This is a genomic window from Alkalinema sp. FACHB-956 (genome assembly GCF_014697025.1).
In the GTDB taxonomy this organism is placed as follows: domain Bacteria; phylum Cyanobacteriota; class Cyanobacteriia; order Leptolyngbyales; family Leptolyngbyaceae; genus Alkalinema.
On sequence record NZ_JACJRC010000002.1, the window covers coordinates 335,129 to 358,891 of the forward strand.

Genomic DNA, 23,763 nt, shown 5'->3' on the forward strand with positions numbered 1-23,763 from the left:
GGGGGCGAATCATCTTGAGACGTTGCCCAGCCAATTCTCGGGGTTTAGGTTGAAAGCTGAGGCGATAGAAGTCAGTGTTCATTGATTGATCGGTGTTTCTATTTTTTGACGTTCTCTTCTGTTCCATAGATTTAGATGACTGATGGTTCCTGTTTCTCCCCTCAAAATCGTCCAATTGACGGATACGCACCTGTTTCGTGAGCGTAATCAAAATCTAATTGGTCTTCCAACAGCAGATTCGTTAGAAAATGTTGTTAAGCAAGTGATGCAATTGCCATCGCTGCCCGATTTCATGTTACTGACGGGAGATCTGTCCCAGGATGGTTCTCTAGTGTCCTATGAGCAGGTTTATGATAGCCTGCACGGATTAAATATTCCCATTTACTGGCTTCCGGGTAACCACGATTGCCTAGAAAATATGGTGCCTATCCTGACCCAAGCTCCTTTTTTGGGAGACAAGCAGTTTAAACAGGGAAATTGGCACTTTATCTTATTGAATTCACAAATTCCTGGGGAGGTTCCGGGTTACCTATCCCAAGAAACCTTGGATTGGCTCGATCGCCAACTCAGCCAACAGGCAGAAACCCCGGCGTTGCTTTCTCTGCATCATCCACCGTTTTCTTTAGATACCGCTTGGCTAGACAATAGTGCGCTCCAAAACCCCGATGATTTGTTTGCAGTCATCGATCGCCATCCTCAAGTTAAGCTTGTCCTGTTTGGCCATATTCACCAGGAGTTCCAACTGGAGCGTAAGGGTGTGACTTACTTGGCGGCTCCCTCCACATGCATCCAATTTGCTCGGGGAAGTGCAACCTTTGCCCTAGACGATTGTTCCCCAGGATTTCGCTCTGTAGACCTCTATCCCGACGGATCTTGGCACAGTAGGATTCACCGAGTAAACTACGATCGTCAGGTGGATATGACCTGTTATGAGGGATATTGAACCCAGCTTGAATCTAGACTGCCTTGCAAACTAGATTCCCTGCCGTTTCCCGTTACTTGTCGGGAGTCTAGTTGTGCTAATGAACCCACTCTAGGCTGAACGCGCTCTAAGCTGAACCCACTCTAGGCTGAACACGCTAAGAGTAACGCTCTAGAATTAACGCTCTAGGATTAACGCTCTAGGATTAACGTAACGGGGCCGTCATTCTCGATCGCTACTTGCATATTCGCTCCAAATTTTCCAGTTTCCACGGTCAGTCCACTCGCCCGTAACTTGTCAACAAAGCGATCGTAAAGTTGTTCAGCCAGAGCTGGATTAGCGGCCCGATCGAAGGAAGGGCGGCGGCCTTTGCGACAATCCCCATAGAGTGTAAATTGGCTGACCACCAATAGTGCGCCCTGAATTTCTTGCACTGAACGATCGAACCGCCCCGCTTCCCCCGCTGGAAAAATGCGCAGATCTAGACATTTTTGGGCCATCCAGTCCAGTTCGGCTTCGCTATCGCTATCGGTAATGCCGACTAGTAAATTCAGCCCTCGCCCAATTTTGCCCACCACCTCTCCCGAGATCGTGACTTGCGAAGCCAGTACACGTTGCACAACCACTCTCATCGTTTTCACCTCAATATTTTCATCTCAATATTTTCACCTCAATGTTTTCACCTCAGTGTTTGGGCAGGGTGTCAGTGGTGCAAAAATACCAGTCGAATAGTCAGGTGATTTCCGTTACTGATCTAGTGATCTCTCGGCAATACCCCATTCCAGTGAAAACGAGGATTGAGTAACGCTTGAACGGGCTGATTCTGTTGCAAGTGTTGCTCGATAATCAGATCAATGTGCCGGGGTTTGACCTCGCAATACCACACCTGATCGGGTAGCACCTGTACCGAAGGCCCCAAATTACATTGGCCCAGGCAGCCACTAGCCACTAATTCAACATTCTCTGGCAGCGATCGCGCTTGCCATTGCTCCAAAAGTTCTGTGGCCCCTCGTGCCATACAGTTTTGATATTGACAGACGAGAACTTGGCGTGGCTGAATTGTCATAGATCATGGAAGACCAGAATTAACTCCCAAACCCTTTGCCCCGACCATGACTGGCGATCGTCAAGCAGGCATTTAACTGCTGCCGGAGCGCATCATGATCGAGGTTTTGGCCAATGAGAACTAGTTGATTTTTGCGATCGTTAGTTTTCCACTGATCATCATCCAAGGAAAACCGTTTACCACTCAAATGGAAGATATGCCGCTTAGGGCTTTCTTCAAACCAAAGAATCCCTTTAGCTCGGAATACGTTTTCTGGCAGTTGATTGTCGAGGAAGTACTGAAACTTTTTAATCGCAAAGGGGCGATCGCTTTGGAACGATAGGGATGTAAACCCATCCATTTCCAAGTGGTCGGAGTGGTGATGGTGGTGATGATGGTCATGATGCTCGTGATGTTCATGCTCACAATGCCCATGGTCATGATCGCAGTTGGAATGATCGTGATGATCGTGATGGTGTTCATGATCACCATGATCGTGTTCACAATGACCATGGTCGTGATCACAATTGGAATGATCATGGTGGTCATGGCTGTGGTCATGGCTGTGATCATGCTCGTGGCTGTGATCGTGGCTAGAACCATGGCTAGAACTGTGGCTGTGACCGGCGTGCTCTAACGCTTTGGGCTCAGTCTCAAAATACTTATCAGACTCAAATAGCCCCACGCTCAGCAGCAAAGACAGCGGCACATTCCCTTTGGTTGTGCGGAGAATGCGTGCGCCTTCCTTCATTTCCCGCACCCGCACTTCCAACAAATCCAAGTCTGCTGAATCGACGAGATCTGCTTTGTTCAGCAAGATGATATCGCCATAGGCCAGTTGGCTGTAAGCGGCTTGGCTGTTGAATAGATCAACACTGAAGTTTTCAGAATCGACAACGGTAATAATGGAATCCAGTCGGGTCAAATCCCGCAACTCACTCCCCAAAAACGTCAAAGCCACCGGGAGTGGGTCAGCTAAACCCGTCGTCTCCACCACGAGATAATCAATCTTGTCCGATCGCTCTAGCACTTTGTAAACTGCGTTAACCAAATCCTCGTTAATGGTGCAACAAATACAACCATTGCTGAGCTCCACCATCGTATTGTCTTCGTCCGTTTGGATAATTAACTCATTATCGATGCCAATCTCGCCAAACTCGTTGACCAATACCGCTGTCTTGACCCCCTGTTGATTGGACAAAATATGGTTGAGCAGGGTGGTTTTTCCACTCCCCAAAAATCCGGTGATGATGGTGACGGGCATCCCCGTTTTAGGCGTATCCATTTTGTCGAGAACAGCAACTGAAGACATGGCGAGTTTGCAGCAACAGAAAGTGGTTACACTGGAAAGATGCGCTTAATTAAAAATGCGCTTAAAGGCACGCTTGAGCGAAGGGTGGATTGGGCTCTTGAAGTCACCGCACCTTCTCACAATCTAGCTTACCTTAAACAACTAATCAGTTGTGAAAGTTCAAGGAAATGCCTGCAACGGATGTTCGGATCCAGTTCCCATTGGGAGCGCTGTTGGACGGGATCTTCGTTGGGTTGGCATTCTGCGATCGCTCAGGCTAGATCTCGTAGCTGATCGCTTCTGCCAAACGCTCCCCTGGGGTAGTTTTGCCATTGCTTGGCTACTGTCTGGTTTAGCGTTTAGCTACTGTCTGGTTTGGCTACTGTTTCGCTATTGTTTCGCTATTGCTGAGTTTCACCATGTCCCTGACCCTATACAACACCCTAACCCGTCGTAAAGAAGCCTTCCAACCCTTGGAACCGGGGACGGTGAAGATGTATTGCTGTGGGGTCACCGTTTATGATTATTGCCACCTGGGACATGCTCGATCGTATATTGCCTGGGATACGGTGCGGCGCTACTTGGAATGGCGGGGCTACCAAGTGCAGTATGTGCAAAATTTCACCGACATTGACGACAAAATCCTGCGGCGAGCCAGGAAAGAAGGATCCACCATGGATGCGGTGTCCGAAAAGTACATTGCAGCCTATTTTGAAGACATGGATCGGCTCAACATTCGCCGTGCTGACGACTATCCCCGTGCTACCCACACGATCGATGGAATTCAACGCCTGATCCATGAGCTAGAAACCAAAGGGGTTGCCTACGCCACCGATGGGGATGTTTACTACGCCGTGCGTTCCAAGGCCGACTATGGCAAGCTATCCGGTCGTAAGCTGGAGGACTTGGAAGCCGGAGCCAGTGGCCGTGTGGATGAGGAAACGGTGAAAAAGAAGGATCCCTTCGACTTTGCCCTGTGGAAAGCAGCAAAACCGGGTGAGCCCTCTTGGGAATCGCCCTGGGGGAAAGGTCGTCCCGGCTGGCATATCGAATGCTCGGCCATGGTGCGCGATCGTCTAGGGGATTCGATCGATATTCACGTGGGGGGCGGGGATCTAATTTTTCCGCACCACGAAAATGAAATCGCCCAGTCTGAAGCGGCCACCGGGCGACCCTTGGCGACTTACTGGTTACATAACGGCATGGTGAATGTCGGGGGCGAAAAAATGTCCAAGTCCCTGGGCAACTTCACGACCATCCGCGATTTGCTCGATAAAGGTGGCGTGGATCCCATGGTTATGCGTCTATTTGTTCTGGGTGCCCAGTACCGTAAACCGATCGACTTTACCGATGAGGCGATCACCGCCGCCAATAACGGGTGGAAAACGCTGAAGGAAGGTTTGCTATTTGGCTACGAAGTCGGCGCGAAATTAGGTTGGCAGGATATTTCTACGGCTTGGTCTAAGGACAGACTGGATCCCCAAGCGATCGAAGCCTTCCAAAGCGCCATGGACGATGACATCAATACCGCTGGGGCACTAGCCGTCATCTTCGATTTAGCGAAAAAATTGCAACGGGAAGCGAATCTCTTGGTACACCAAGGGCAGACCGAAAGTTCCCCAGATCAATTGAAAGGTCAATGGCACACGCTAGTCGCCCTGGCAGCGGTGTTGGGACTGGTGGCACAACCGACGGAAACCCATGAGGATCCGGAGTCAGGGCCTTCGGAGGCCGAGATCGAAGCGCTAATCGCCCAGCGATCGACCGCGAAGAAAGCCAAGAATTTCGCCGAAGCCGATCGGATCCGCAATGAGTTACAAGCCCAAGGGATTAGTTTGATTGATCAGCCGGGGGGGGTGACTCGTTGGCACCGTAATCCTTAAGTCCTCCTTTTTCCCCTGCATTTCCTCGATCGTCCGTCATTAATGGTGGTGCTACGTTTTTGTCCCAGGACATCCCATAGGATATCTCACAGGACATCCATGCCACATCAGACATCACATCAAACATCACATACAAACATCTATGCCAGATCAATTTGTTATGCCAGGGGAGCTTATCATGGGCGAACCAGCGATGATCGAACTAGAGAGGAGCTAGGAACGCTGCCGATCCCATGGGCGATGGTTGGGGGTGTTGGAGATTTTCAACACTTTGCTTCGGTTGTCAATGACTGAGCTAGCCAGTTCCTCTGAGGGTTAATAATTACCTTATGACTTGGACTATGCAGCGATAAAAACTGTGGAATACACAAGATTGGGCTATTTAAAATCGAGAAATCATACTTTATAAGTCGATTGAAATGGTTTTGATTAAATCATCAAATTTAAACCGAGTTCTATAGGACTTTTTCTGAATTATTAACCCAAAAAGTTGAACCCTTCTTGCTGGTACAGACTTAGATTCTATCGGCAGATACTTGTCTAGGGAAGGGTTTGGCGTAGAATATGGAGACTTCTCGCAGTCTTGACTCCATAGGTCACGCCTATTCAAGTCCTGGCTGAATTCATTGTCCTGTTTAAACTCATAGTTTGTTCAACTGCACTGTCAGAAAAAATTAAGCTATGAAACTTCCTCCAAGCCGAGTTTCTACCCACCTCGCCTAGGCGAGTTCACGATTAGAATTAAATTCCTGACAACTAATTTTTAATCGGAATTCCTTTGTCCGGGCACAACTGAAAATCGTTACCTCAGTGAGCGTCTACCACAGGCATGATTGCTGAACTTGAATCTCTGATCCAATCTATTGACTTACCCGTAGACTGGATAGGTCTACGATCGGTAAAAGAAACTACCACCACCCGGACGGTACGCGATGGCCTGCCAGACAGCAATGGCAGTACTTTGAGCTCTGGCGTGATGGTTGAAGTCTTGGTAAAAGGCCAAGTTGGCTATGCCGCTACCAATTCCTTACAGGCCGATCGCGTGCGAGCTGCCCTATGGGATGCCTACTACCAGGCGCTCGCGGCTAGTGAGTGGAACCTCCATCCCGTTCTGGTTACAGCCCGTCCAAAAGTCGTCGGGCAATATGTATCCCCTTTAAGCATCGACTTTGATGCCCTGGCTCCCAGTGAACTCTACGCAACCTTGACCCAAATTTGCGCCAAGCTGCGGGTGAGTGAACAGATCGTGCAAACCAGCGCAGCGGCCATGACGACGGAAACGGAATCCTGGTTTGTGAGTAGCAACGGATCCCAAGTTTATCAGCGTTTTTTTCGAGTGGGAACGGATTATGCTGCTACAGCCCAAGATGGATCCTGTGTGCAGCGTCGATCGGATCACGGTTGGTTTGCTCGCTGCTATCAGGGAGGATTCGAGTTTTTTATTGAAGATAACTTATGGCAACGGGTGCAAACCATTGGAGAACAGGCGGTTGAGTTACTCAGTGCAGAGGAATGCCCGACAGAAACAACAACACTGGTGTTAGCACCAGATCAAATGTTATTGCAAATCCATGAAAGTGTTGGACATCCGCTGGAACTCGATCGCATTCTGGGGGATGAGCGCAATTATGCAGGGGGCAGTTTTGTCAAACCGGAGGATTTTGGTCAGCTGATCTATGGATCGCCGTTGATGAATATTACGTTTGATCCGACGATCGCGGGTGAATATGCCAGCTACGCCTTTGATGATACGGGGGTGCCTGCGACGCGGGAATTTTTAATTCGCGATGGAATTTTGCAACGGGGATTGGGTAGCCTGGAAAGTCAGGATCGGTTAGGGGTGCCGGGGGTGGCCTGTGCGCGGGCCAGTACCTGGAACCGTCCCGCGATCGATCGCATGGCTAATCTCAATCTAGAACCTGGGCAAACGGCCTTTGCGGACATGATTGCCAGCATTGAACGGGGTGTGTATATGGAAGCAAACCGATCTTGGTCAATCGATGATCAGCGCCATAAATTTCAGTTCAGTTGTGAATATGCCAAACTAATTGAGAATGGACAATTCACAAAAACCCTGCGTAATCCCAACTATCGGGGCGTCACGCCACAATTTTGGAACAGCTTGGTGCAAGTGGGCGATCGGCAGTCTTGGCAAATGTATGGCACCCCAAGCTGTGGCAAAGGTGAACCCAATCAAATCATTTCCGTCGGCCATGGTTCCCCGGTGGCGGCATTTGCAAATGTTGAGGTGTTTGGAGGAGGCGCATGAATTTAGTGATGCCCCAGCGACTAACGTCGCGGCAGTCTATTAATCTTTCGCACAGTTTAGAAATCGCTTTTCAGCAGGTGGTTGACTATCTCAACAACCAGCGGCGAAGCCACGAACAATTTACCCTGACGCTGATTGCAGAAAAAAGTCAATTTACACGCTTTAACCAAGCCAAAGTTCGGCAAACAGGGCAGGTTGAAGACGCCGTTCTACGCTTAATGTGGATTGCGAATCAACGGAGTAGCTATCGAGAATTTCCGTTAACTGGCGATTGGCTCACCGATCGCCAAATACTGGCAGAGGCACTCAAGTTTTTGCGTTGGGAATTACCCCAATTGCCTGAAAATCCTTACTTGGTGCTCCCCCAGGGCGATCGTCACAGCCATGAAGTGCACGTTGGCTCTCTCCTGCCCGCGCAAACCCTCATGACGGAAGTGTTATCCGCCGTTGCTGATGTGGACTTTGCCGGGATCTATGCTGGAGGGCTGATGGTACGGGCCTATGCCGATTCCCAGGGGCAATTTCACTGGTTCGCGACGGAAACCTTTTCCCTGGATTACTCGTTCTTTGCGGGGACGGGAATGGCCGTCAAAGGAACGTTCGCAGGGCGCGATTGGGATCAAGCCGCCTACTGGGACACCATTCAAAACTCTCGACGGCAACTCCAACGACTCTCCTGCGATCCCCGACGGCTCGATCGCGGGCAGTATCGCACTTACCTGGCTCCTGCGGCGATCGCCGAAATGGTCTACATGATGTCCTGGGGGGGCGTGAGTGAAGCGGATATCCAACAGGGCAATAGTTGCTTCGGGATCATGCGCAGTGGTGAAAAACAACTATCGCCGAAATTTTCACTGAGCGAGAATTTCTCCCACGGTTCGGTGCCTCGCTTTAACGAGTTTGGGGAAATTGCACCAGCGGTTCTCCCGATTATTCAGCATGGGGTATTAAAAAACACGCTGATTTCCGCCAAAACCGCTAAGGAATATCAATTGGTTGCCAATGGAGCGGCGGAAGGTGAGAATCTACGATCGCCGGATATTGCACCGGGAGACTTAGCGGAGGATCAAATTCTCTCAGCGCTGGATACGGGCTTGTATGTTTCCAATTTGCATTACCTCAACTGGAGCGATCGGCCCACGGGTCGGATGACGGGGATGACCCGCTATGCCTGCTTCTGGGTAGAAGATGGGGAACTGGTCGCGCCGATCGAAAATCTGCGTTTTGACGATAGTTTTTATACATTTTGGGGAGAGAATTTGCTGGCGCTGACAGCCCATCAGGTCTACATTCCCGATGTGGGCACCTATGGCCATCGCGCCCTGGGCGGCATCTGGGCACCGGGCATGTTGATTGAAGATTTGACCTATACCCTGTAGGAAAAAATACCCTGTAGGAGGGCAATATCCTGGTCAGCAGTACCCTGGCCAGACAGCCCCCGACAAGAAGCCATACAGAACCCAAAAGAAAAAGGACTGGAAGCATGACCTTCCAAGTCCTTTAAGTACAGTGAAAACCACCGGTTATAAGCTGCTGAACGACGTTACATCGCTTGTATAGATCGTGTACTATCGCGTTTACGCAGCTTTTAATGCTGTTGTGACTCACAGAACTGAGCCATCGGGTTGACTACTGAGGTGAGCCTGTTCGCGCACTGACCTGTTCGCGCACTGGCCTGTTCGCGCACTGACCTGTTCGCCCAGTGGAAACCTTCGGGGAGCATTCTAATCGCCCCCTTCTGGCGCAAATCTCTCCAAGCCTGAACCCGTCCGTTTGAGGCGCTGTCCAAGCTGATCCCTGGGTCAGCCGCCTGCGATCGCGGGGACAATGCTGACTTCATCGCCATCGTTCAGAGCGGTTTCTTCGTTTTCCATGAAGCGAATATCTTCGCTATTCAGGTAGAAGTTGACAAAGCGGCGCAGTTTGCCACTGTCATCGCAGAGGCGAGCCTTGATGCCGGGATGCTTGTTCTCCAGTTCATCAACCAACTGAGCGATCGTGCCAGCATCACATTCGATCGCGGCTTGGTCGCCAACAAACTTTTGCAAAGGGGTGGGAATTAGAACCTTAATTGCCATGTCTCGGAAATTTACTGCTAGGAAGGATAGATGGACAAACTTAGATTCTGGGATCCATTGCAGTCCCCCAGAATCTGAAACTCAATCTTTAAACTTACACCAGAACTTGCTGCCACTCTAAACGATCCAGGGTGCGAGAGCGTTCCAGAGCGCGCTCAAAGCTATCCAACTTGGGCTCGATCGTCAGGGGCTCGCCGATGTAACCTTGAACCGCTTCTTGGGTCTTGAGGCCATTGCCCGTAATGTAGGCGACGGTAACTTCTTCGGGATCAATTTTGCCCGCTTCCACCAGCTTTTTCAGCGTGGCGATCGTGGTGCCACCCGCCGTTTCCGTAAAGATGCCTTCCGTTTCTGCCAGCAGCTTGATCCCTTCGACGATTTCCGCATCGGTCACCGACTCAATGTTGCCATTGGTCTTCTTGGCGATGTCGAGGGCATAGACGCCGTCCGCCGGGTTGCCGATGGCAATGGACTTGGCGATCGTGTTGGGCTTAACGGGGGAAATAAAGTCACGGTTTTCCTGGAAGGCGCTGGCAATGGGGGAGCAGCCTTCTGCTTGAGCCCCACTGAAACGGACGTGCTTATCTTCCACCAGACCCACTTCCACAAATTCGCGGAAGCCTTTGTAAATCTTGGTGTAGAGGGAGCCAGAGGCCAACGGAGCCACAATGTGGTCAGGCAGTTGCCAACCCAGTTGCTCGATTACTTCGTAGCCCAAGGTCTTGGAACCTTCGGAGTAGTAGGGGCGCAGGTTGATGTTGACAAAGCCCCAACCGTGGGTGTTGGCGACTTCCGAGCAGAGACGGTTGACTTGGTCGTAGTTGCCATGCACCGCCATAACAGTGGGGTTATAAATCAGGGTTCCGAGAACCTTTCCAGCTTCCAGATCCGAGGGAATAAAGACGCAGCAGTCCAGCCCTGCGTGGGCCGCGATCGCGGCGGTGGAGTTGGCTAAGTTCCCGGTGCTGGCACAGGAAACAGTGGTAAAGCCCAATTCGCGTGCCCGGGAGAGCGCCACAGAAACCACCCGATCCTTGAAGCTTAGGGTGGGCATGTTGACCGCATCGTTCTTGATGTAAAGCTTCTTCAAACCTAGGCGACGGGCCAGACGGTTGGCTTCCAGCAAGGGGGTCATGCCGGTACCCACATCAATGTAGTTATCAGTCGCCACAGGCAGGAATGCCCGGTAACGCCAGATGGAGTTCGGCCCCGCCTCGATCGTTTCACGGCTGACAGTTTGCTTCAGCTTTTCGTAGTCATACTTCACTTCCAACGGCCCAAAGCACAGTTCGCAGACGTGAATAGCTTTAGCTTCGTATTCCGCACCGCACTCCTTACACTTCAGGGATTCAAAGGCGGCGGTGAAATTTTGAGTATTGTTCAGAGAAACGGCGGCGGTCATGGCTTAAAACTCCCGTTAGGTAAGGGCTTTGCGGTTTTTCACTGTATTTGAGAATTGATGGTATCACGGGGTTTTTACGCACGTCAAACATAGCCGACTTTTTTAGTCGGGATTGCTGCGCAGTGAGGCTTAGCCTCCACTCACTGGTGGGATCAGGACAACTTCGTCACCCTCCTGAAGCAGGGTTTCTGCGGGGACAAAGGCGAAGTTGACACCAAATTGGGTGAGGTTGCGCCAAGCTTCTAATTGCGGCTGCTCCGCCAGAATGCGATCGAAGACATGGCCCACGGTGCTGCCCAAGGGCATTTGCCAATGCAGTTCAGGGCAGCCATAGACCTCTTGATACACGGCGAAAAGTTTAACGGTGATGTGAAGCATAGTTTCTGCGGCTTGAGCGGGGTGAATTTCTAGCGGAATGAATTTCTAGCGGAATGAATTTCTAGCGGAATGAATTTCTAGCGGAATGAATTTCCAGCTAATGGGGTTCGCAACGATCAATTTCAGGCATAATCAACCTTCTGCTACTCCATAGAAGCGTTCAATGGAAGTCCTCTATGTCATTGTCGAATGTCATGGTCATGGTCGAATGTCATGGTCGGGGCTATCAGGCTTGCCGGGGATAGGTCGGGGATCGCAAGATTGTCAGGAATAGCAAGGCTGAACTGAGATGGCAGCCCCCCAGTTTCTCCACAGTTTTCTGTAGTGACATCCAAGATCGTCGGAGGTATCGGAAGTAGAATGACTAGAGGTAGTGCCCTAACCTGCTGATCGATTAATCCTCTGCGTTGCGCGAAAGTTGCCGATCGGATTTTTTGAATCCGTCCTCCTCCTGAGTTCCAGAGTGCTCCTTCCCTATGATTTATTGTTTGAATCCTGACTGTAAACAACCGCTCAATCCCGATGGCATCGAACAGTGCGAAAGCTGTGGTAAAAAGCTGGTGCCTTTGCTGCGGGCCCGCTACCGGATCTTGCGCACCCTAGGGCAAGGTGGATTTGGTAAGACCTTTTTGGCAGTGGATGAGGATCGGCTCAAAGCAAAATGCGTCATTAAGCAGTTTTCTCCCCAATTGAAGGGCACTAAGGCGCTGGAAAAGGCAATTCAGCTATTTGAACAGGAGGCGATGCGCCTTTACGAATTGGGGGAACATCCTCACATTCCTGCCCTCTTGGCCTACTTTGAGCAGGATAGTCGGTTGTATCTAGTCCAGCAGTTTATCGAAGGGCCAACGCTGGCCCAGGAATTGGCTAAAACCGGGTGCTTTGGGGAGCAGAAGATTCGGGAAGTTCTGGCGGGTTTGTTGCCTATCTTAAAATTTGTCCACGATCGCAATGTCATCCACCGGGACATTACCCCAGCCAACATCATTCGCCGCAAGTTAGACCATCGCTTGGTTCTCATTGACTTTGGGGTGGCCAAGTTATTGCAGGAAAGTGGGACCTCTATCCAACCGGGAACCAAAATTGGCACCGAAGGCTACGCCCCGATCGAACAATTACGCAGTGGCTGTGCCTATCCCGCCAGTGATATTTACAGTCTGGGGGCCACTTGTCTGTACCTCATGACCCAAACTAAGCCGGAGGAACTCTACGATCCCTTGCGGGGGAGATGGCTCTGGCGCGAGAATTTGCAACAGCGGGGCGTTACGTTTACGGATGGGATTGGACGCATCCTCGATCGCATGTTGAAGGATTTGGTCAGCGAACGCTATCAATCCGCCGCAGAAGTCATGCAAGATTTGCGGGTGGCACTTTCCCAGCCTTTAATCCATCCTGAGAAACAGCCCGCAGCTCCCCCCTCATCCTCAAATGTGACGCAGTTGCCCCTGTCCCAGCAATCTTCAGGGGGGGGGCAAGCTTCCGAAGATTTTCTCTCGGATAACATTAGCGATCTGCCCACCACTGGGTTTCGAGCCCATCCCCTCAGTGGTTCCCCGTCTGCCCAGTCCAAGTCTGCCCAGCCCCGATCGACCGGAGGGACGAGCACCCCACCCTCTGCGCCCCGCAACAGTAGTATCCCGCCCTCCACGCCCCCTTCTGTCCCTCCCAGTCGGCCTTCTGGGTCGCTCAAAACACCCCAATCTTTACCAGAGCGTTTTTCCAATGCCCAAGCATTTTCTGGGGGGCGGGCAACCGGTGGCGATCCGGACTCACTGTGCATTAATGTGCTGAAGGGTCACTCTTCCTGGATTTTGGCCCTCGCTGCCAGTCCGAATGGACAAGTGTTGGTCAGTGCAGGACTGGACGATCGCATTATCGTATGGGATTTGGTCAGCGGTAACCAATTGATGGTCTTGGAAGGGCATCACAAGCCTGTGAATGGATTGGCCTTTACTCCGGATGGCAAAACGATCGTCAGTTGCAGTGATGACACCACCATTAAGCTGTGGGAATTATCGACGGGACGGCTGTTGCGCGTCTTAAAGGGTCATATTCGGGATGTCACTTCCGTCGCAGTCAGTCCCGATGGGCAATTTATTGCCAGTGGTTCTGAAGATCGCACCGTCTGCATTTGGCGCTTGAGTACGGGGGAACTGCTGCGGAGTTTTCCGGGGGTTTCAGGGATGGTGAAGTCCGTTTGCATTAGCGCCAATGGACAATTTATTGCCAGCGGGGGATTGGACAATCAAATCAAAATCTGGAATTTAAATGCAGGTACGCTGGTGCAAAACCTGACGGGACATGTGAACTCGGTCATGTCTGTGGCAATGAGTGAGAATGGGCGGTTTTTAGCCAGCGGGAGTAAAGACCGAACCATTAAGGTTTGGAATACGCAAACGGGGGAGTTAATTCGATCGCTGCAAGGCAACATGGACACTGTGAACGAAGTGGCCATGAGTCCCGATGGGCGATTTTTAATCAGTGGCAGTAGTGATAAAAGTGTGCGGGTGTGGCGATTATCCACAGGGGATCCTGTGGTGACGTTGATGGAGCACACAAGTCCGGTCAATGCCATTGCCATTAGCCCCAATCAACGCTGGTTTGCCTCGGCGGGGTCGGATAGTACGGTGCGGATTTGGTCAATGAAGTTTTAGGATGAAGGCAGCAACGATCGCGATTCCTGACCCAAATACCTGGTGGGACATGGTATGGATACGGCCCATTCGTTTGACTACCTTTACCGTCGCGCTGGCTATCGAGCTTGGAATCGGGACTATCGCCAGCAACAGATTCTACGATCGCAGCAGGGATTTGCCCAGGATTCCGATCCGGAGTCCCCAACGGTTTTTGTGCCGCCGATCGAGTGTCAAGGTTGCATCCACTACCACGGGGTGGCCTACGGAATGAACCGGGCGCAGCGATCGCTTTGGGCTAATACCACCCCGTTCTAATGCAGCAGGATTTTAACAGTGGGCATCGATCGTTTAGATAGATCCCTCTCTATCGATCGTTGAGTGCTATATCAGCGATGTAGAAAGGGTCGTTTAATTCTATCAACTAAAATTAACGATCGCAGTACATGATACTGACATCGACGCATGAATCTGATAAGTATTGTAAGTATTGAGGCAAGCTTTGTAGTACAAATGCTTCGTTTTGGTACTCACAGAAGGCTACTCCTATCAATTGATACCTATGGCATATACACTCCGATCGAAGTGAAATTGCAAAGTTGCACTTATAATTGTCGCAGCAGTCAATAACAGCATCGTTTTTAAACCATTCGATCAGAATGCTAGTTTTAGTAAAAACAGAGTCAAGATAGAGTAATCACATCAAGACATTCATTAAATTCATCGTCTTAAAGTCAGTACTGGAAATAGAATAATGCTTTTGAACATCAAGGGTAAAGGATACAAAACTAGACTGCTTAATCCCATTGACGAACTCTATGACAGACTCCTGCATGTAAAAACCTTTGGTCTCGCACAATACAACAGTAATGTCGATCATCCTCACTGGACTTGTGATTACGTTCCAACACCCTATCGCCATCTTTTCCTATTGTTGCGACTAGCAAACATTGACCATAATACCGTTTTAATCGATTTTGGATGTGGCCTAGGTCGTGCATTATTTGCTGCCCATCATCTTGGCGCAAAACAATGCATTGGGGTCGAATTTGACAGCGAACTTTGCAAGGCTGCTGAAAATAACATCCTTCGCTCAAGAACCCCATCGAAAATCGAGGTGCACTGCCTTGATGCTGCTCAATTTATGATTCCAAAGGAGGCCAATTTACTCTTTTTCTTTAACCCCTTTGGGATTGGCACAATGCGATCGGTGGTCAGCAATATCATCACATCCCTAAATAGAAATCCAAGAAGTATCCAAATTATTTATTTGAATCCAATTAAGCGAGAAGCATTTTCAGAATCTCCCTTTTTTAAACTAGAAAAAACCTTGCCAGAAGTCCCTGGAAAGCGCTATGCAGCAGATTTTTGGACCGCATCTAAAGATTAGGGCAATCTAGCCCCGTGCTTCACCTGCGAGTAGCCCAGCACCCAACATTCCATTGCCCTGAAGATACATTGAGGAATCGCAGAATAATCAACCCTGGAATACATCAAGCGCGATCGAACTTTCCCGATCGCGCCTGCATAAATGACTACCGCACCAGCGAGCCGACCCTAGGGAGTCGTCAGCACTTCATAACTGCGGACTTCGATTTCCTTACCGCCGTAACCAATGTTGCAATTGCTGGCCACCACCTTACCGGGATGCACTCCATTCTGGTAACCCGCCCGGCAGATGTATAAACTCCGTCCGGGTTCTTGGCCACCGAGTACTGCACCGCCTGGAACCTGGCCGCCGGATGCCGCCACCCACCGCAGCGATCGTTGCCCCGGATTCGTCAGCACTTCGTAATTGCGGATTTCGATTTCCCGTCCGCCGTAGCTGATATTGCAATTGCTGGCCACCACCTTACCGGGATGGACTCCATTTTGATAACCCGCCCGACAGATGTATAAACTCCGTCCGGGTTCCTGGCCACCCAACACCGCACCGCCCGGAACCTGGCCACCGGAAGCTGCCACCCATTGCAATGCCGCTGGTTGGGGCGTAGGGGTGGGGGTGGGATTACCGGCCACCGTGCAACCCGCTTCGCCCGGTTGCTTCATAAACACTTGGCGGTAGGCGTTGCAATCCCGTGCCAGCACCATGCCATTGGGCCATTGGTTATCCCCATCCAACGTGCGAATAAAGCCCAGCATGACATTGGCTGTTTGCAAGCGCGCCGGACTGCCCAAATCGCTCATCAACCGGTTAATTTCCCCCTGCCCCAGCATGATCAACTTACTCATCGTCATCGTGTTGTAAGCCGCAGCCATGACTTGAGGGTTAAAGGATTCGCTGGGATTGGTGTAACCCGGATCGCTAATTTTCAGGTATTTCGAGTTAAACGCTTTCAGATTCGTGTTTTCCCCAGCACCACTACCCAGGACTTGGTCAAAGTACTTGTCAGGACTCGTCAGGTATTGTTTGAGTTCCTGTTTCGTCATGCCGATCGAGGCTTTCAGCATGGTGTTCAGTAAATCTTCCTTGAGTTGCCGAATCGGTTGTAACAGAAAATCCGGTGTGATTGCAGCCACGATGTCACTAATTGCACCCGCTGTGAGTCCGACAAAATCCGGTGCGCCGGACATCGACAGCAGATGATCCGTCACGTAGCGTTGCAACACATCCTCCGCCCGTTGCGTATCCGCCGATCGACCAGAATTGAAAAACAACGCTTTAGCCACTTCGTGACTGACTCCCGGCCAAGCCCGCAGCCCACTGTCAATGTCATCCCGCCAAGCTTCCTTATAGGTCGTTGGAATGGCATTTGCGGTCATGTAAGCCGCTTTCTGCGCCAGGAGAATCGTCTTGGAACAGGTGAAGTCCGTCAATCTGCAATTGTCGATCCGGCGATCGTAGTCGGCCTTAGTGGCGTAGTAGCCATCAATTTCCCGTTGCAGTTTCGCCCGCATGGTGGAATAAATCCGAGGCACCGAAAATTTCGTTCCCCCGCCGTCATTGCGTAACAATTGACCATCCAGCACCGTCCCCGGACGGGCATCGATCATATTGCTGTAAATAAAATCGGAAACGCCATCGATACTGGCATTAAAAAAGTTCGCATCCAGCGCTCTAGAATCCAGGCGCTTATCGGTATACCCTTCCACAACAATATGTTTAATGGCGTTGGCAGGGCCTTTAGGCGGTTCGATGACAAAGGGAGCACCGGAAAAGTTATTGACAAAGGTGTGGCCATACATGTCCCCCGCCGCGTGGGTCAGGTAACCCACCGTGAAGGCACGAATGGCGGGGGTGTTCGCCGCATTAGCGCGATCCCAGAGGTACTGGAGCCAAGCGTTGGAACCGCCTGCAATCCCCGTGTCCTGATCTGAGGGGTGAATCACCTGCTGTCCAGTCAGGATATCGGGGTAGGCATCGGGGCCAAGAATCCCTGCACGGTATTGCGGGGCATTGCTGCGCAGGGCGGCCAGGATGGTCGGGTCTACGGTATAGGTCCCGATCGTGCCGGTGATTTCGCCTTTTTCGTAGTCCACGCGGGGAATGGTGACTTTGCCATCATCGAGGGCATCGTTGAGGGCTTGCTGACCCAGGTAGACGTGGGTAGTGGGTTTCCAAGCCAGTGCCTGGGAAGGCTGCCAAAACAGCGCTAACCCGATCGCCACTAGGCTCGTTAACCAAAGTTTGAAGGGGAATTGAAATAAAGATTGCAGAACGTTGCGAATTTTCTGGAGAAGTTGATTCCAGACTGTATAGAGCGATCGCACCATGATTAATCCTTGATTGATCGTCAAAGTTTGACTCACGGTAACGCAGCGATTGGATGCTCTCAATAGATGTCATATAAATTTAATTTCTGGGTGTCATTCATTCGTAGTTATATTAAGATAATCATTATCATTATCATTCTCACTAGTATTTGTTTTGTATCCACTGAACCGATGGATCGTACTCCCCCAGGAAACAGAAGTTTCCAACTAACTCCTCAGGTACAACACTCAATGGAGCATTTTGAATTTTTAATTTAAAATTACTCATTAAAAAATTATTCATTAAATACAACGTCCTCATAGATTTGTTCAATCTGGCAGGTAAAATTAACACTGGTTAGCTCCATCGTGTCTCCCTTTTGATAATTAATAATCCGCCAGTCTCCGGTTTCAGTTTTGCGGAATAGTTCGATCTCAATCCCATCCACGCTGACTAAAACATATTCTTGCAAGCAGGGATTACGACGATACATTTTGAACTTTTGACCGCGATCATAGGCTTCTGTACCCGGCGACAACACCTCAACGATCAGACAAGGATAGGTGATGTATTGGGTTGTAGTCTGATCCCGATCGTCACAGGTCACGCTGATATCAGGATAGACATACTTAGCCGCTCCTACAATACTGACCCGGCAATCAGAATTCAGCGTTCTACAGCCGCTTCCTCTCAGATGGGCTTTCAGTAGAGCCAGAAAATTTCCAGCAATATTCCCATGATCGATCGTGCCGCCACTCATTGCATAAACTTTACCGTCGATATATTCATGGCGTTCGAATTGCTGTTCCTCCCATGCAAAGTACTCTTCTGGAGTGAGCTGCGGAAAATGGTCTTTTGAAGCAATCATATCAATCTCCCAATAGCAACTAAAATGCAAGTGCCGCCTTTGGATTAGCCAAGATTAGATTGGCCAATAGATTAGCCAAAAAAGCATGAATGATTTAGCGACTGCCCCCTCGATGAATCACATCTATCCGTAATTCCCTTTGCCATACCGTTATACTAATTTTAGCGGTAAATCCCGTAATACCCATTGATCGATCGCTGCTTGAAAGCAGAGTTGACTCCCCTTAACTAATAAGCCTCAACTAATAAGCCTCAACTAATAAGATTGACAAAAGAGACTCCGATCGGCTTTCTCGGGAACCAGCACTTGCAATGCACCAGGAACAACCTCAAAGCGCAACGGCGTGCGTCCGATAAAATCACCATCCACTTGAACGGGTAAATGCTTTTTGCCTTGAATTTCAATGCGAGTGGCGTGATAATACTCCACCTTGGGATCCCGATTGTAGTTACGGGTGAAGATGGAAAATAGCCGCAGCGGTGCAACCATCATACTGTGGCCTTTGATGACGCATACATCTAGCAATCCATCATCCACAACCGCATGGGCTGTCATTTTAACCACCCCTCCGTATAACTGACTGTTGCCGATCACAATCATCAAAATGCGGCCCCGAATTCGCCTGCCATCAATTCTCAGTAAGGTCCGTACCCCTCGGAATTGGAACCCTGTGTGTAGTGCCTGCTTAAGATACGCGATCGCGCCCAAGCGTTTTTTCTCGTGGGGTTTAATGGTTTCCGTCACCGCCGCATCAAAACCCACCCCCGCCATCAGCAAAAAGTAACGATCGCCCGCCCGTCCCACATCGATCGTCCGCACTTGGGCGGTTGCTAATCCCTGGGCTGCTCCTAGCACATCCATGGGCAAACCCATTTCCCTCGCCCAGATGTTGACCGTTCCAATGGGTAATACCCCTAGCGCAGTCTGAGTATTGACCAATCCATTCATCACTTCATTGACCGTTCCATCTCCCCCCGCCGCGATCGCGATGTCGTAACCCTGTTCAGCGGCTTGCTGGGCGATTTGGGTGGCGTGTCCGGCAAATTGCGTGGGGGCTAGGTCCACCTGCCAACCGGAGCGGCTCCACAACTCGATCGCCGCTGGTAGATGCTTTTGCAGAAACTGAGCCTGCCCCGCGTGGGGATTGAAAATACACAGAACTTTTGGCTTCATGGAAGGATTCATTGGGCGATCGTGGGTTGTTAGGGTCGGAATCGGTAACAGGGTCTAGGACTGACGTTCTTCGATCGTACCTTCTGCTTCCAGAACGATCGCCTGCAATTGCGCGATCGTGGTGGCGTTGGCCTGTTCCCACAGCCCCCGCTGGTGGGCCTCCAGTAACCGTTCTGCCATATCTCGCAATGCCCAGGGGTTATGCTGCTGCACAAAGGTTTGCACCGTGGGATCGAGGACGTAGGCTTGGGCAACGCCTTGGTACATGTGGTCTTCCACGCAGCGAGCCGTAGCATCGTAGGCAAATAAATAATCCACCGTCGCTGCCATTTCAAAGGCTCCCTTGTAGCCGTGGCGCATCGCTCCAGCGATCCACTTGGGATTCACCACCCGCGATCGATAGACCTTAGCAATTTCCTCCTGGAGGGTGCGAATGCGCGGTCGTTCCGGCAGGGCATGGTCGCCGAAATAGGTTTGGGGTTGGCGACCTTGGACGGTGCGCACGGCAGCAGTCAGTCCGCCCTGGAATTGGTAGTAATCATCGGAATCCAAGAGATCATGTTCGCGATTATCTTGGTTGTGCAGGACGATTTCTAATTGTTGTAACCGTTGCGTGAAGGCTTCCGGCGCAGACTGCCCGATCGCGGCTCCGGTGTAGGCGTAGCTGCTCCAGTTAATATAAGCTTGGGCCAGGTCGGCATCGGTCGTCCAGTTCTGTGCTTCGATCACTCCCTGTAAACCCGCACCATAGGCCCCCGGTTTTGAGCCGAAAATGCGATACTGCGATCGCTCGATCGCTTGGTCTTCCGGTAAACCCTGGGCTTGCCACGCGATCGACTCCTGCCGACAACGGGCTGCAAGGGGGTTATCCTCTGCCGGTTCATCCAACGCAGCCACCTTGGCCACAGCTTGGTCAAACAAATCAATTAGATTAGGAAACGCATCCCGGAAAAATCCAGAAATCCTTAAGGTGACATCGACGCGAGGTCGATCGAGAATGCTGAGGGGAATGATTTCAAAATCCACCACTCGGCGCGAAGACCCATCCCAAATCGGTTGTACACCCAACAACGCCAACGCCTCCGCCAAATCATCGCCCCCCGTGCGCATCGTAGAGGTGCCCCAAATCGAGAGTCCCAGGGTTTTCGGATAATCCCCATTCTCCTGGGTGTAGCGTTCAATCAGGGCTTCCGCAGCACGGCGACCCACATCCCAAGCACTTTCGGTGGGGATGGCGCGAATATCCACCGAATAGAAATTACGCCCCGTCGGCAGCACCTCTGGACGGCCTCGGGTGGGAGCACCGGAGGGAGCCGCTGGAACATACCCGCCGGATAACCCATGGAGTAACCCTGTAATTTCCTGAGTGGTTGCTTGCAAGTTGGGTAGTAACGTATTCACAATCCAGTGCAGTTCCTGCTGAAGGGCCTGGATTCGCGATTCTGAAAGTCCTGTTACAGGAAGATTAGGGGGATTTAGGAAGCTCGAAGGATTGTCAAGTCCCCCTTTAAAAGGGGGATTTAGGGGGATCGATCCCTCTAGGATCAACGCTAACGATTCAGATACTGATGAATCTAGCAATCGATCGACCAATCGGATTGCTTCTGCTTCGATCGCTGCGATCCCATCGCCTACCTTACGCCAAGTGCTTTTGCCTTCCCGATCGCCCGTGGATTGACTGGATTGGCTGGATTGACTGGGTAAAGCCTGAACAAACGGTTCCGCCGGATCTGCCGTCAGCGGATCGAACTCTAAATTCCAAGCTTCCGCGATCGCGCGGGTTAATCCCATGCGACCCGGTTGGGGATGGCGGGCGATCGCAATGATTAGATCCCGCAGTTGAGTGCCCTCGGGACATTGCCCAAAAATATGTAACCCATCGCGAATTTGGGCATCCTTCAGTTCACACAAATTACGATCGAGACTAGTCAAGACCGTTTCTTCAAAATCATTACCGGCTGCAATCTCGATCGCAGGCAATTGCCAATCCCGATCGAGATGTTCTTGGGTAAGCAATTCTGTAATTTTTTCGCTAATTAAACCCATTCGGCCAGGGTTGAGATTAATCGCCTCATAGTATTCATCCACCAGATTCTCTAACTGTTGCAAGTTGCCGTACAGCTCCGCGCGAGTCATGGGAGGCGTCAGGTGATCAATAATCACTGCTTGGGCGCGGCGCTTCGACTGGGAACCTTCACCGGGATCATTGACGATAAAGGGATAGAAATGGGGCAGGGCACCCAACGCCACTTCGGGATAACACTGCTCCGAGAGCGCAACACTTTTTCCGGGAAGCCATTCCAAATTGCCATGTTTACCCACATGGACGATCGCGTGACTGCCAAACTGCGATCGCACCCAACTGTAAAACGCTAAATATTCCAGTGTGGGTTCCAAGTCCGGCGCGTGGTAATTCAAAGCCGGATCGTGATCGTAGCCCCGCGAAGGTTGAACCCCCACAAAGACATTCCCCAGGCAAATCCCCGCGATCGGAAAAGCCTGCGATCGTCCATGGGTTTCCCCCGATTCATGACCATTCCAGCGTTGTTGAATTTGTTGCTGGACAATTTCTGGTAAATCTGAAAATTCCCTATTGAAGCAATCTCGATCGTAGAATAAATCATGGGATATAACAGTTTGACTTTCTGGATCGTTCGTGAATCCTTGGGTCAATCGCCGAATCAATTCATCGCTCGTTTGCGGGACATCCTCGATCGTGTAACCCGCCTTTTGTAAGGCTTTCAGAATTTCCACACAACTGGCGGGCGTATCTAACCCCACACCATTGGCTAGCCGACCATTGCGGGTGGGATAGTTGGCCAGCACTAAGGCAATTTTACGATCGGCGATCGGCGTTTGCCGCAGTCGCACCCAATTCGCCGCCAAATCCGCCACAAACTTCACCCGATCGGCAATCGGCTCATAGCCCACCACTTCCGTTTGTAACTGCGGATGCTGGGTTTGCACCGCCTTAAAGGAAATAGCACGAGTGATAATCCGGCCATCCACCTCCGGCAGCGCCACATTCATCGCCACATCCCGAGGCGACAACCCCCGCACCTGCGATCGCCATTGTTCCGCCGTCCCGCCACTAAAAATCACTTGAAAAATCGGCACATCTAACCGTTGCCAAAGGGTTTCCCCCAGATCGGGCTCGAAGTCTGGTTGCGCTTGCCCAATCCCCAGGGGGGAAATCAGGGAAAAACTGGTCGTGTTCAGCAGGACTTGCAGACCAGGTTGCTCCTTGGGTTGAAATTCTGCCAATAAGTCCGCCGCCACATCCGGATCCCGTAGGGAGGAGACAAACACGGGAACTGGGGTTAACTGCCGATCGCGCAATGCCTCACACAACGCCGCGATCGGAGCCGTATTGCCCGCTAAATAATGGGCTCGGTAGAACAAAATACCGACCTTGGGCCAGGAGAGCGGCGTCGGTTCGCAGGGGTAGTAGCCCACCTTGGGCACTGGCTGGGGCGACACCACGGGATAGCTGCGGCCCAGGCAGTGGTTAGCCAGATCCAGCAGCCCATTCTTGACATTCTCCAGTCCCCCTTCCGTCCAATAGCGCCAACAGCGATTCACCACCGGGAGCGGCAGGGTCGATCGGCTCATCAGCGCGGGGTCGGGTTTATCATCTCCGGGCAACAAAATTAAATGGGTGCCCCTGCGTTGGCTCAGTTCCTGCAAGACCTCCAAGCCGTAGCCCCAGTAGGCCACGCCCCCCAACAGCCGCACCACGACGATTTTTGCCTCTTCCAACACCGTTTCAGCATAGGTATCGATCGTCAACTGCTGCTGGAGATTCAGCAAATTCACCGCTCGGATGGCAGGAAAGTCCGAGGGCAACTGGGAACAAGCCTGGGCCAGGGCTTGGATTTCGGTATCCGCAGCCGTGAGAAAGACGATCGGCGCTGGCTGCTGCTCAATGACAACAACTCCCTCTTGCCCAGGATTCCACCCCCCTGGAATAGCCGCAATGCGATGCATAACCTTCGCCTCCCCCAACAATAAACCTGTTCTACCCTAACGTGGGATCGGCTGCGATCGCTGTGCTTGATCTTAGGTTTCACCCAAGTCAATGACAGGTTTTCCCAAAAAGATTGGTATTTTGCTTTACAATGTGTGAC

General features: G+C 51.1%; 17 protein-coding genes. 7 read left to right on the forward strand and 10 right to left on the reverse strand.

The annotated features are described in order from the left end of the window. Positions 1-142 precede the first annotated feature (142 nt). The gene (gene cpdA / locus H6G21_RS04825) at positions 143-943 is read left to right on the forward strand and encodes a 3',5'-cyclic-AMP phosphodiesterase (protein WP_190571081.1); all 801 of its coding nucleotides are present in this window, start codon (positions 143-145) and stop codon (positions 941-943) included. A gap of 170 nt (positions 944-1,113) precedes the next feature. Here the strand turns inward: cpdA and dtd are convergent, their stop codons facing one another. From dtd to H6G21_RS04840, 3 genes are all read right to left on the reverse strand, one after another. After that, the gene (gene dtd / locus H6G21_RS04830) at positions 1,114-1,554 is read right to left on the reverse strand and encodes a D-aminoacyl-tRNA deacylase (protein ID WP_190571275.1); all 441 of its coding nucleotides are present in this window, start codon (positions 1,552-1,554) and stop codon (positions 1,114-1,116) included. A gap of 122 nt (positions 1,555-1,676) precedes the next feature. Continuing rightward, on the reverse strand, positions 1,677-1,988 hold the full coding sequence (locus tag H6G21_RS04835; protein ID WP_190571083.1) for a (2Fe-2S) ferredoxin domain-containing protein: 312 nt from the start codon (positions 1,986-1,988) through the stop codon (positions 1,677-1,679). Between the two features lie 19 nt (positions 1,989-2,007). After that, positions 2,008-3,252: a GTP-binding protein gene (locus H6G21_RS04840; protein WP_190571277.1), complete on the reverse strand. Its 1,245-nt coding sequence runs from the start codon at positions 3,250-3,252 to the stop codon at positions 2,008-2,010. Positions 3,253-3,677: 425 nt separating this feature from the next. Between H6G21_RS04840 and cysS the strand changes: the two genes are divergently transcribed. The 3 genes from cysS (at position 3,678) to H6G21_RS04855 (ending at position 8,789) form a co-directional block, all read left to right on the forward strand. Continuing rightward, positions 3,678-5,141 (forward strand): cysteine--tRNA ligase, encoded by a 1,464-nt coding sequence (cysS, locus tag H6G21_RS04845; RefSeq protein ID WP_190571085.1) that lies wholly within the window; start codon positions 3,678-3,680, stop codon positions 5,139-5,141. 829 nt (positions 5,142-5,970) lie between these two features. Continuing rightward, the gene (locus tag H6G21_RS04850) at positions 5,971-7,410 is read left to right on the forward strand and encodes a TldD/PmbA family protein (protein WP_190571086.1); all 1,440 of its coding nucleotides are present in this window, start codon (positions 5,971-5,973) and stop codon (positions 7,408-7,410) included. Further along, positions 7,407-8,789 (forward strand): TldD/PmbA family protein, encoded by a 1,383-nt coding sequence (locus H6G21_RS04855; RefSeq protein ID WP_242041643.1) that lies wholly within the window; start codon positions 7,407-7,409, stop codon positions 8,787-8,789. The genes H6G21_RS04850 and H6G21_RS04855 overlap by 4 nt, the downstream gene beginning before the upstream one ends. 423 nt (positions 8,790-9,212) lie before the next feature. Here the strand turns inward: H6G21_RS04855 and H6G21_RS04860 are convergent, their stop codons facing one another. The 3 genes from H6G21_RS04860 to H6G21_RS04870 all read right to left on the reverse strand — a co-directional run bounded on the left by H6G21_RS04860 (position 9,213) and on the right by H6G21_RS04870 (position 11,268). Further along, the gene (locus tag H6G21_RS04860) at positions 9,213-9,488 is read right to left on the reverse strand and encodes a MoaD/ThiS family protein (RefSeq protein WP_190571088.1); all 276 of its coding nucleotides are present in this window, start codon (positions 9,486-9,488) and stop codon (positions 9,213-9,215) included. Positions 9,489-9,582: 94 nt separating this feature from the next. Next, positions 9,583-10,890 carry a threonine synthase gene (gene thrC / locus H6G21_RS04865; RefSeq protein ID WP_190571090.1) on the reverse strand — a complete coding sequence of 436 codons (1,308 nt, stop codon included), beginning with the start codon at positions 10,888-10,890 and terminating at the stop codon, positions 9,583-9,585. 129 nt (positions 10,891-11,019) lie between these two features. Next, the gene (locus tag H6G21_RS04870) at positions 11,020-11,268 is read right to left on the reverse strand and encodes a MoaD/ThiS family protein (RefSeq protein WP_190571092.1); all 249 of its coding nucleotides are present in this window, start codon (positions 11,266-11,268) and stop codon (positions 11,020-11,022) included. Positions 11,269-11,744: 476 nt separating this feature from the next. On the opposite strand from H6G21_RS04870, the gene H6G21_RS04875 reads away from it, so the two are divergent. The 3 genes from H6G21_RS04875 (at position 11,745) to H6G21_RS04885 (ending at position 15,291) form a co-directional block, all read left to right on the forward strand. Next, on the forward strand, positions 11,745-13,922 hold the full coding sequence (locus tag H6G21_RS04875; protein ID WP_190571095.1) for a serine/threonine-protein kinase: 2,178 nt from the start codon (positions 11,745-11,747) through the stop codon (positions 13,920-13,922). Between the two features lie 54 nt (positions 13,923-13,976). Next, the gene (locus tag H6G21_RS04880) at positions 13,977-14,219 is read left to right on the forward strand and encodes a hypothetical protein (RefSeq protein WP_190571097.1); all 243 of its coding nucleotides are present in this window, start codon (positions 13,977-13,979) and stop codon (positions 14,217-14,219) included. 436 nt (positions 14,220-14,655) lie between these two features. After that, positions 14,656-15,291: a 50S ribosomal protein L11 methyltransferase gene (locus tag H6G21_RS04885; RefSeq protein WP_190571100.1), complete on the forward strand. Its 636-nt coding sequence runs from the start codon at positions 14,656-14,658 to the stop codon at positions 15,289-15,291. A 167-nt stretch (positions 15,292-15,458) separates the two neighbouring features. On the opposite strand, the gene H6G21_RS04890 is transcribed toward H6G21_RS04885, so the two are convergent. The 4 genes from H6G21_RS04890 to cobN all read right to left on the reverse strand — a co-directional run bounded on the left by H6G21_RS04890 (position 15,459) and on the right by cobN (position 23,623). Beyond that, positions 15,459-17,651, reverse strand: a complete 2,193-nt coding sequence (locus tag H6G21_RS04890; RefSeq protein ID WP_190571102.1) for a DUF3421 domain-containing protein — start codon at positions 17,649-17,651, stop codon at positions 15,459-15,461. Positions 17,652-17,890: 239 nt separating this feature from the next. Beyond that, positions 17,891-18,463 (reverse strand): Uma2 family endonuclease, encoded by a 573-nt coding sequence (locus H6G21_RS04895; RefSeq protein ID WP_190571103.1) that lies wholly within the window; start codon positions 18,461-18,463, stop codon positions 17,891-17,893. A 255-nt stretch (positions 18,464-18,718) separates the two neighbouring features. Beyond that, positions 18,719-19,636 (reverse strand): diacylglycerol kinase family protein, encoded by a 918-nt coding sequence (locus H6G21_RS04900; RefSeq protein ID WP_242041644.1) that lies wholly within the window; start codon positions 19,634-19,636, stop codon positions 18,719-18,721. Between the two features lie 54 nt (positions 19,637-19,690). Next, positions 19,691-23,623 (reverse strand): cobaltochelatase subunit CobN, encoded by a 3,933-nt coding sequence (gene cobN, locus H6G21_RS04905; RefSeq protein WP_190571107.1) that lies wholly within the window; start codon positions 23,621-23,623, stop codon positions 19,691-19,693. Between the last annotated feature and the right edge of the window lie 140 nt (positions 23,624-23,763).

Bases quoted from the DNA above. Each gene is read 5' to 3' on its own strand.
- cpdA (WP_190571081.1), top strand. From the start codon at position 143: ATGGTTCCTGTTTCTCCCCTCAAAATCGTCCAATTGACGGATACGCAC.
- dtd (WP_190571275.1), bottom strand. From the start codon at position 1,554: ATGAGAGTGGTTGTGCAACGTGTACTGGCTTCGCAAGTCACGATCTCG.
- H6G21_RS04835 (WP_190571083.1), bottom strand. From the start codon at position 1,988: ATGACAATTCAGCCACGCCAAGTTCTCGTCTGTCAATATCAAAACTGT.
- H6G21_RS04840 (WP_190571277.1), bottom strand. From the start codon at position 3,252: ATGGATACGCCTAAAACGGGGATGCCCGTCACCATCATCACCGGATTT.
- cysS (WP_190571085.1), top strand. From the start codon at position 3,678: ATGTCCCTGACCCTATACAACACCCTAACCCGTCGTAAAGAAGCCTTC.
- H6G21_RS04850 (WP_190571086.1), top strand. From the start codon at position 5,971: ATGATTGCTGAACTTGAATCTCTGATCCAATCTATTGACTTACCCGTA.
- H6G21_RS04855 (WP_242041643.1), top strand. From the start codon at position 7,407: ATGAATTTAGTGATGCCCCAGCGACTAACGTCGCGGCAGTCTATTAAT.
- H6G21_RS04860 (WP_190571088.1), bottom strand. From the start codon at position 9,488: ATGGCAATTAAGGTTCTAATTCCCACCCCTTTGCAAAAGTTTGTTGGC.
- thrC (WP_190571090.1), bottom strand. From the start codon at position 10,890: ATGACCGCCGCCGTTTCTCTGAACAATACTCAAAATTTCACCGCCGCC.
- H6G21_RS04870 (WP_190571092.1), bottom strand. From the start codon at position 11,268: ATGCTTCACATCACCGTTAAACTTTTCGCCGTGTATCAAGAGGTCTAT.
- H6G21_RS04875 (WP_190571095.1), top strand. From the start codon at position 11,745: ATGATTTATTGTTTGAATCCTGACTGTAAACAACCGCTCAATCCCGAT.
- H6G21_RS04880 (WP_190571097.1), top strand. From the start codon at position 13,977: ATGGATACGGCCCATTCGTTTGACTACCTTTACCGTCGCGCTGGCTAT.
- H6G21_RS04885 (WP_190571100.1), top strand. From the start codon at position 14,656: ATGCTTTTGAACATCAAGGGTAAAGGATACAAAACTAGACTGCTTAAT.
- H6G21_RS04895 (WP_190571103.1), bottom strand. From the start codon at position 18,463: ATGATTGCTTCAAAAGACCATTTTCCGCAGCTCACTCCAGAAGAGTAC.
- H6G21_RS04900 (WP_242041644.1), bottom strand. From the start codon at position 19,636: ATGAAGCCAAAAGTTCTGTGTATTTTCAATCCCCACGCGGGGCAGGCT.
- cobN (WP_190571107.1), bottom strand. From the start codon at position 23,623: ATGCATCGCATTGCGGCTATTCCAGGGGGGTGGAATCCTGGGCAAGAG.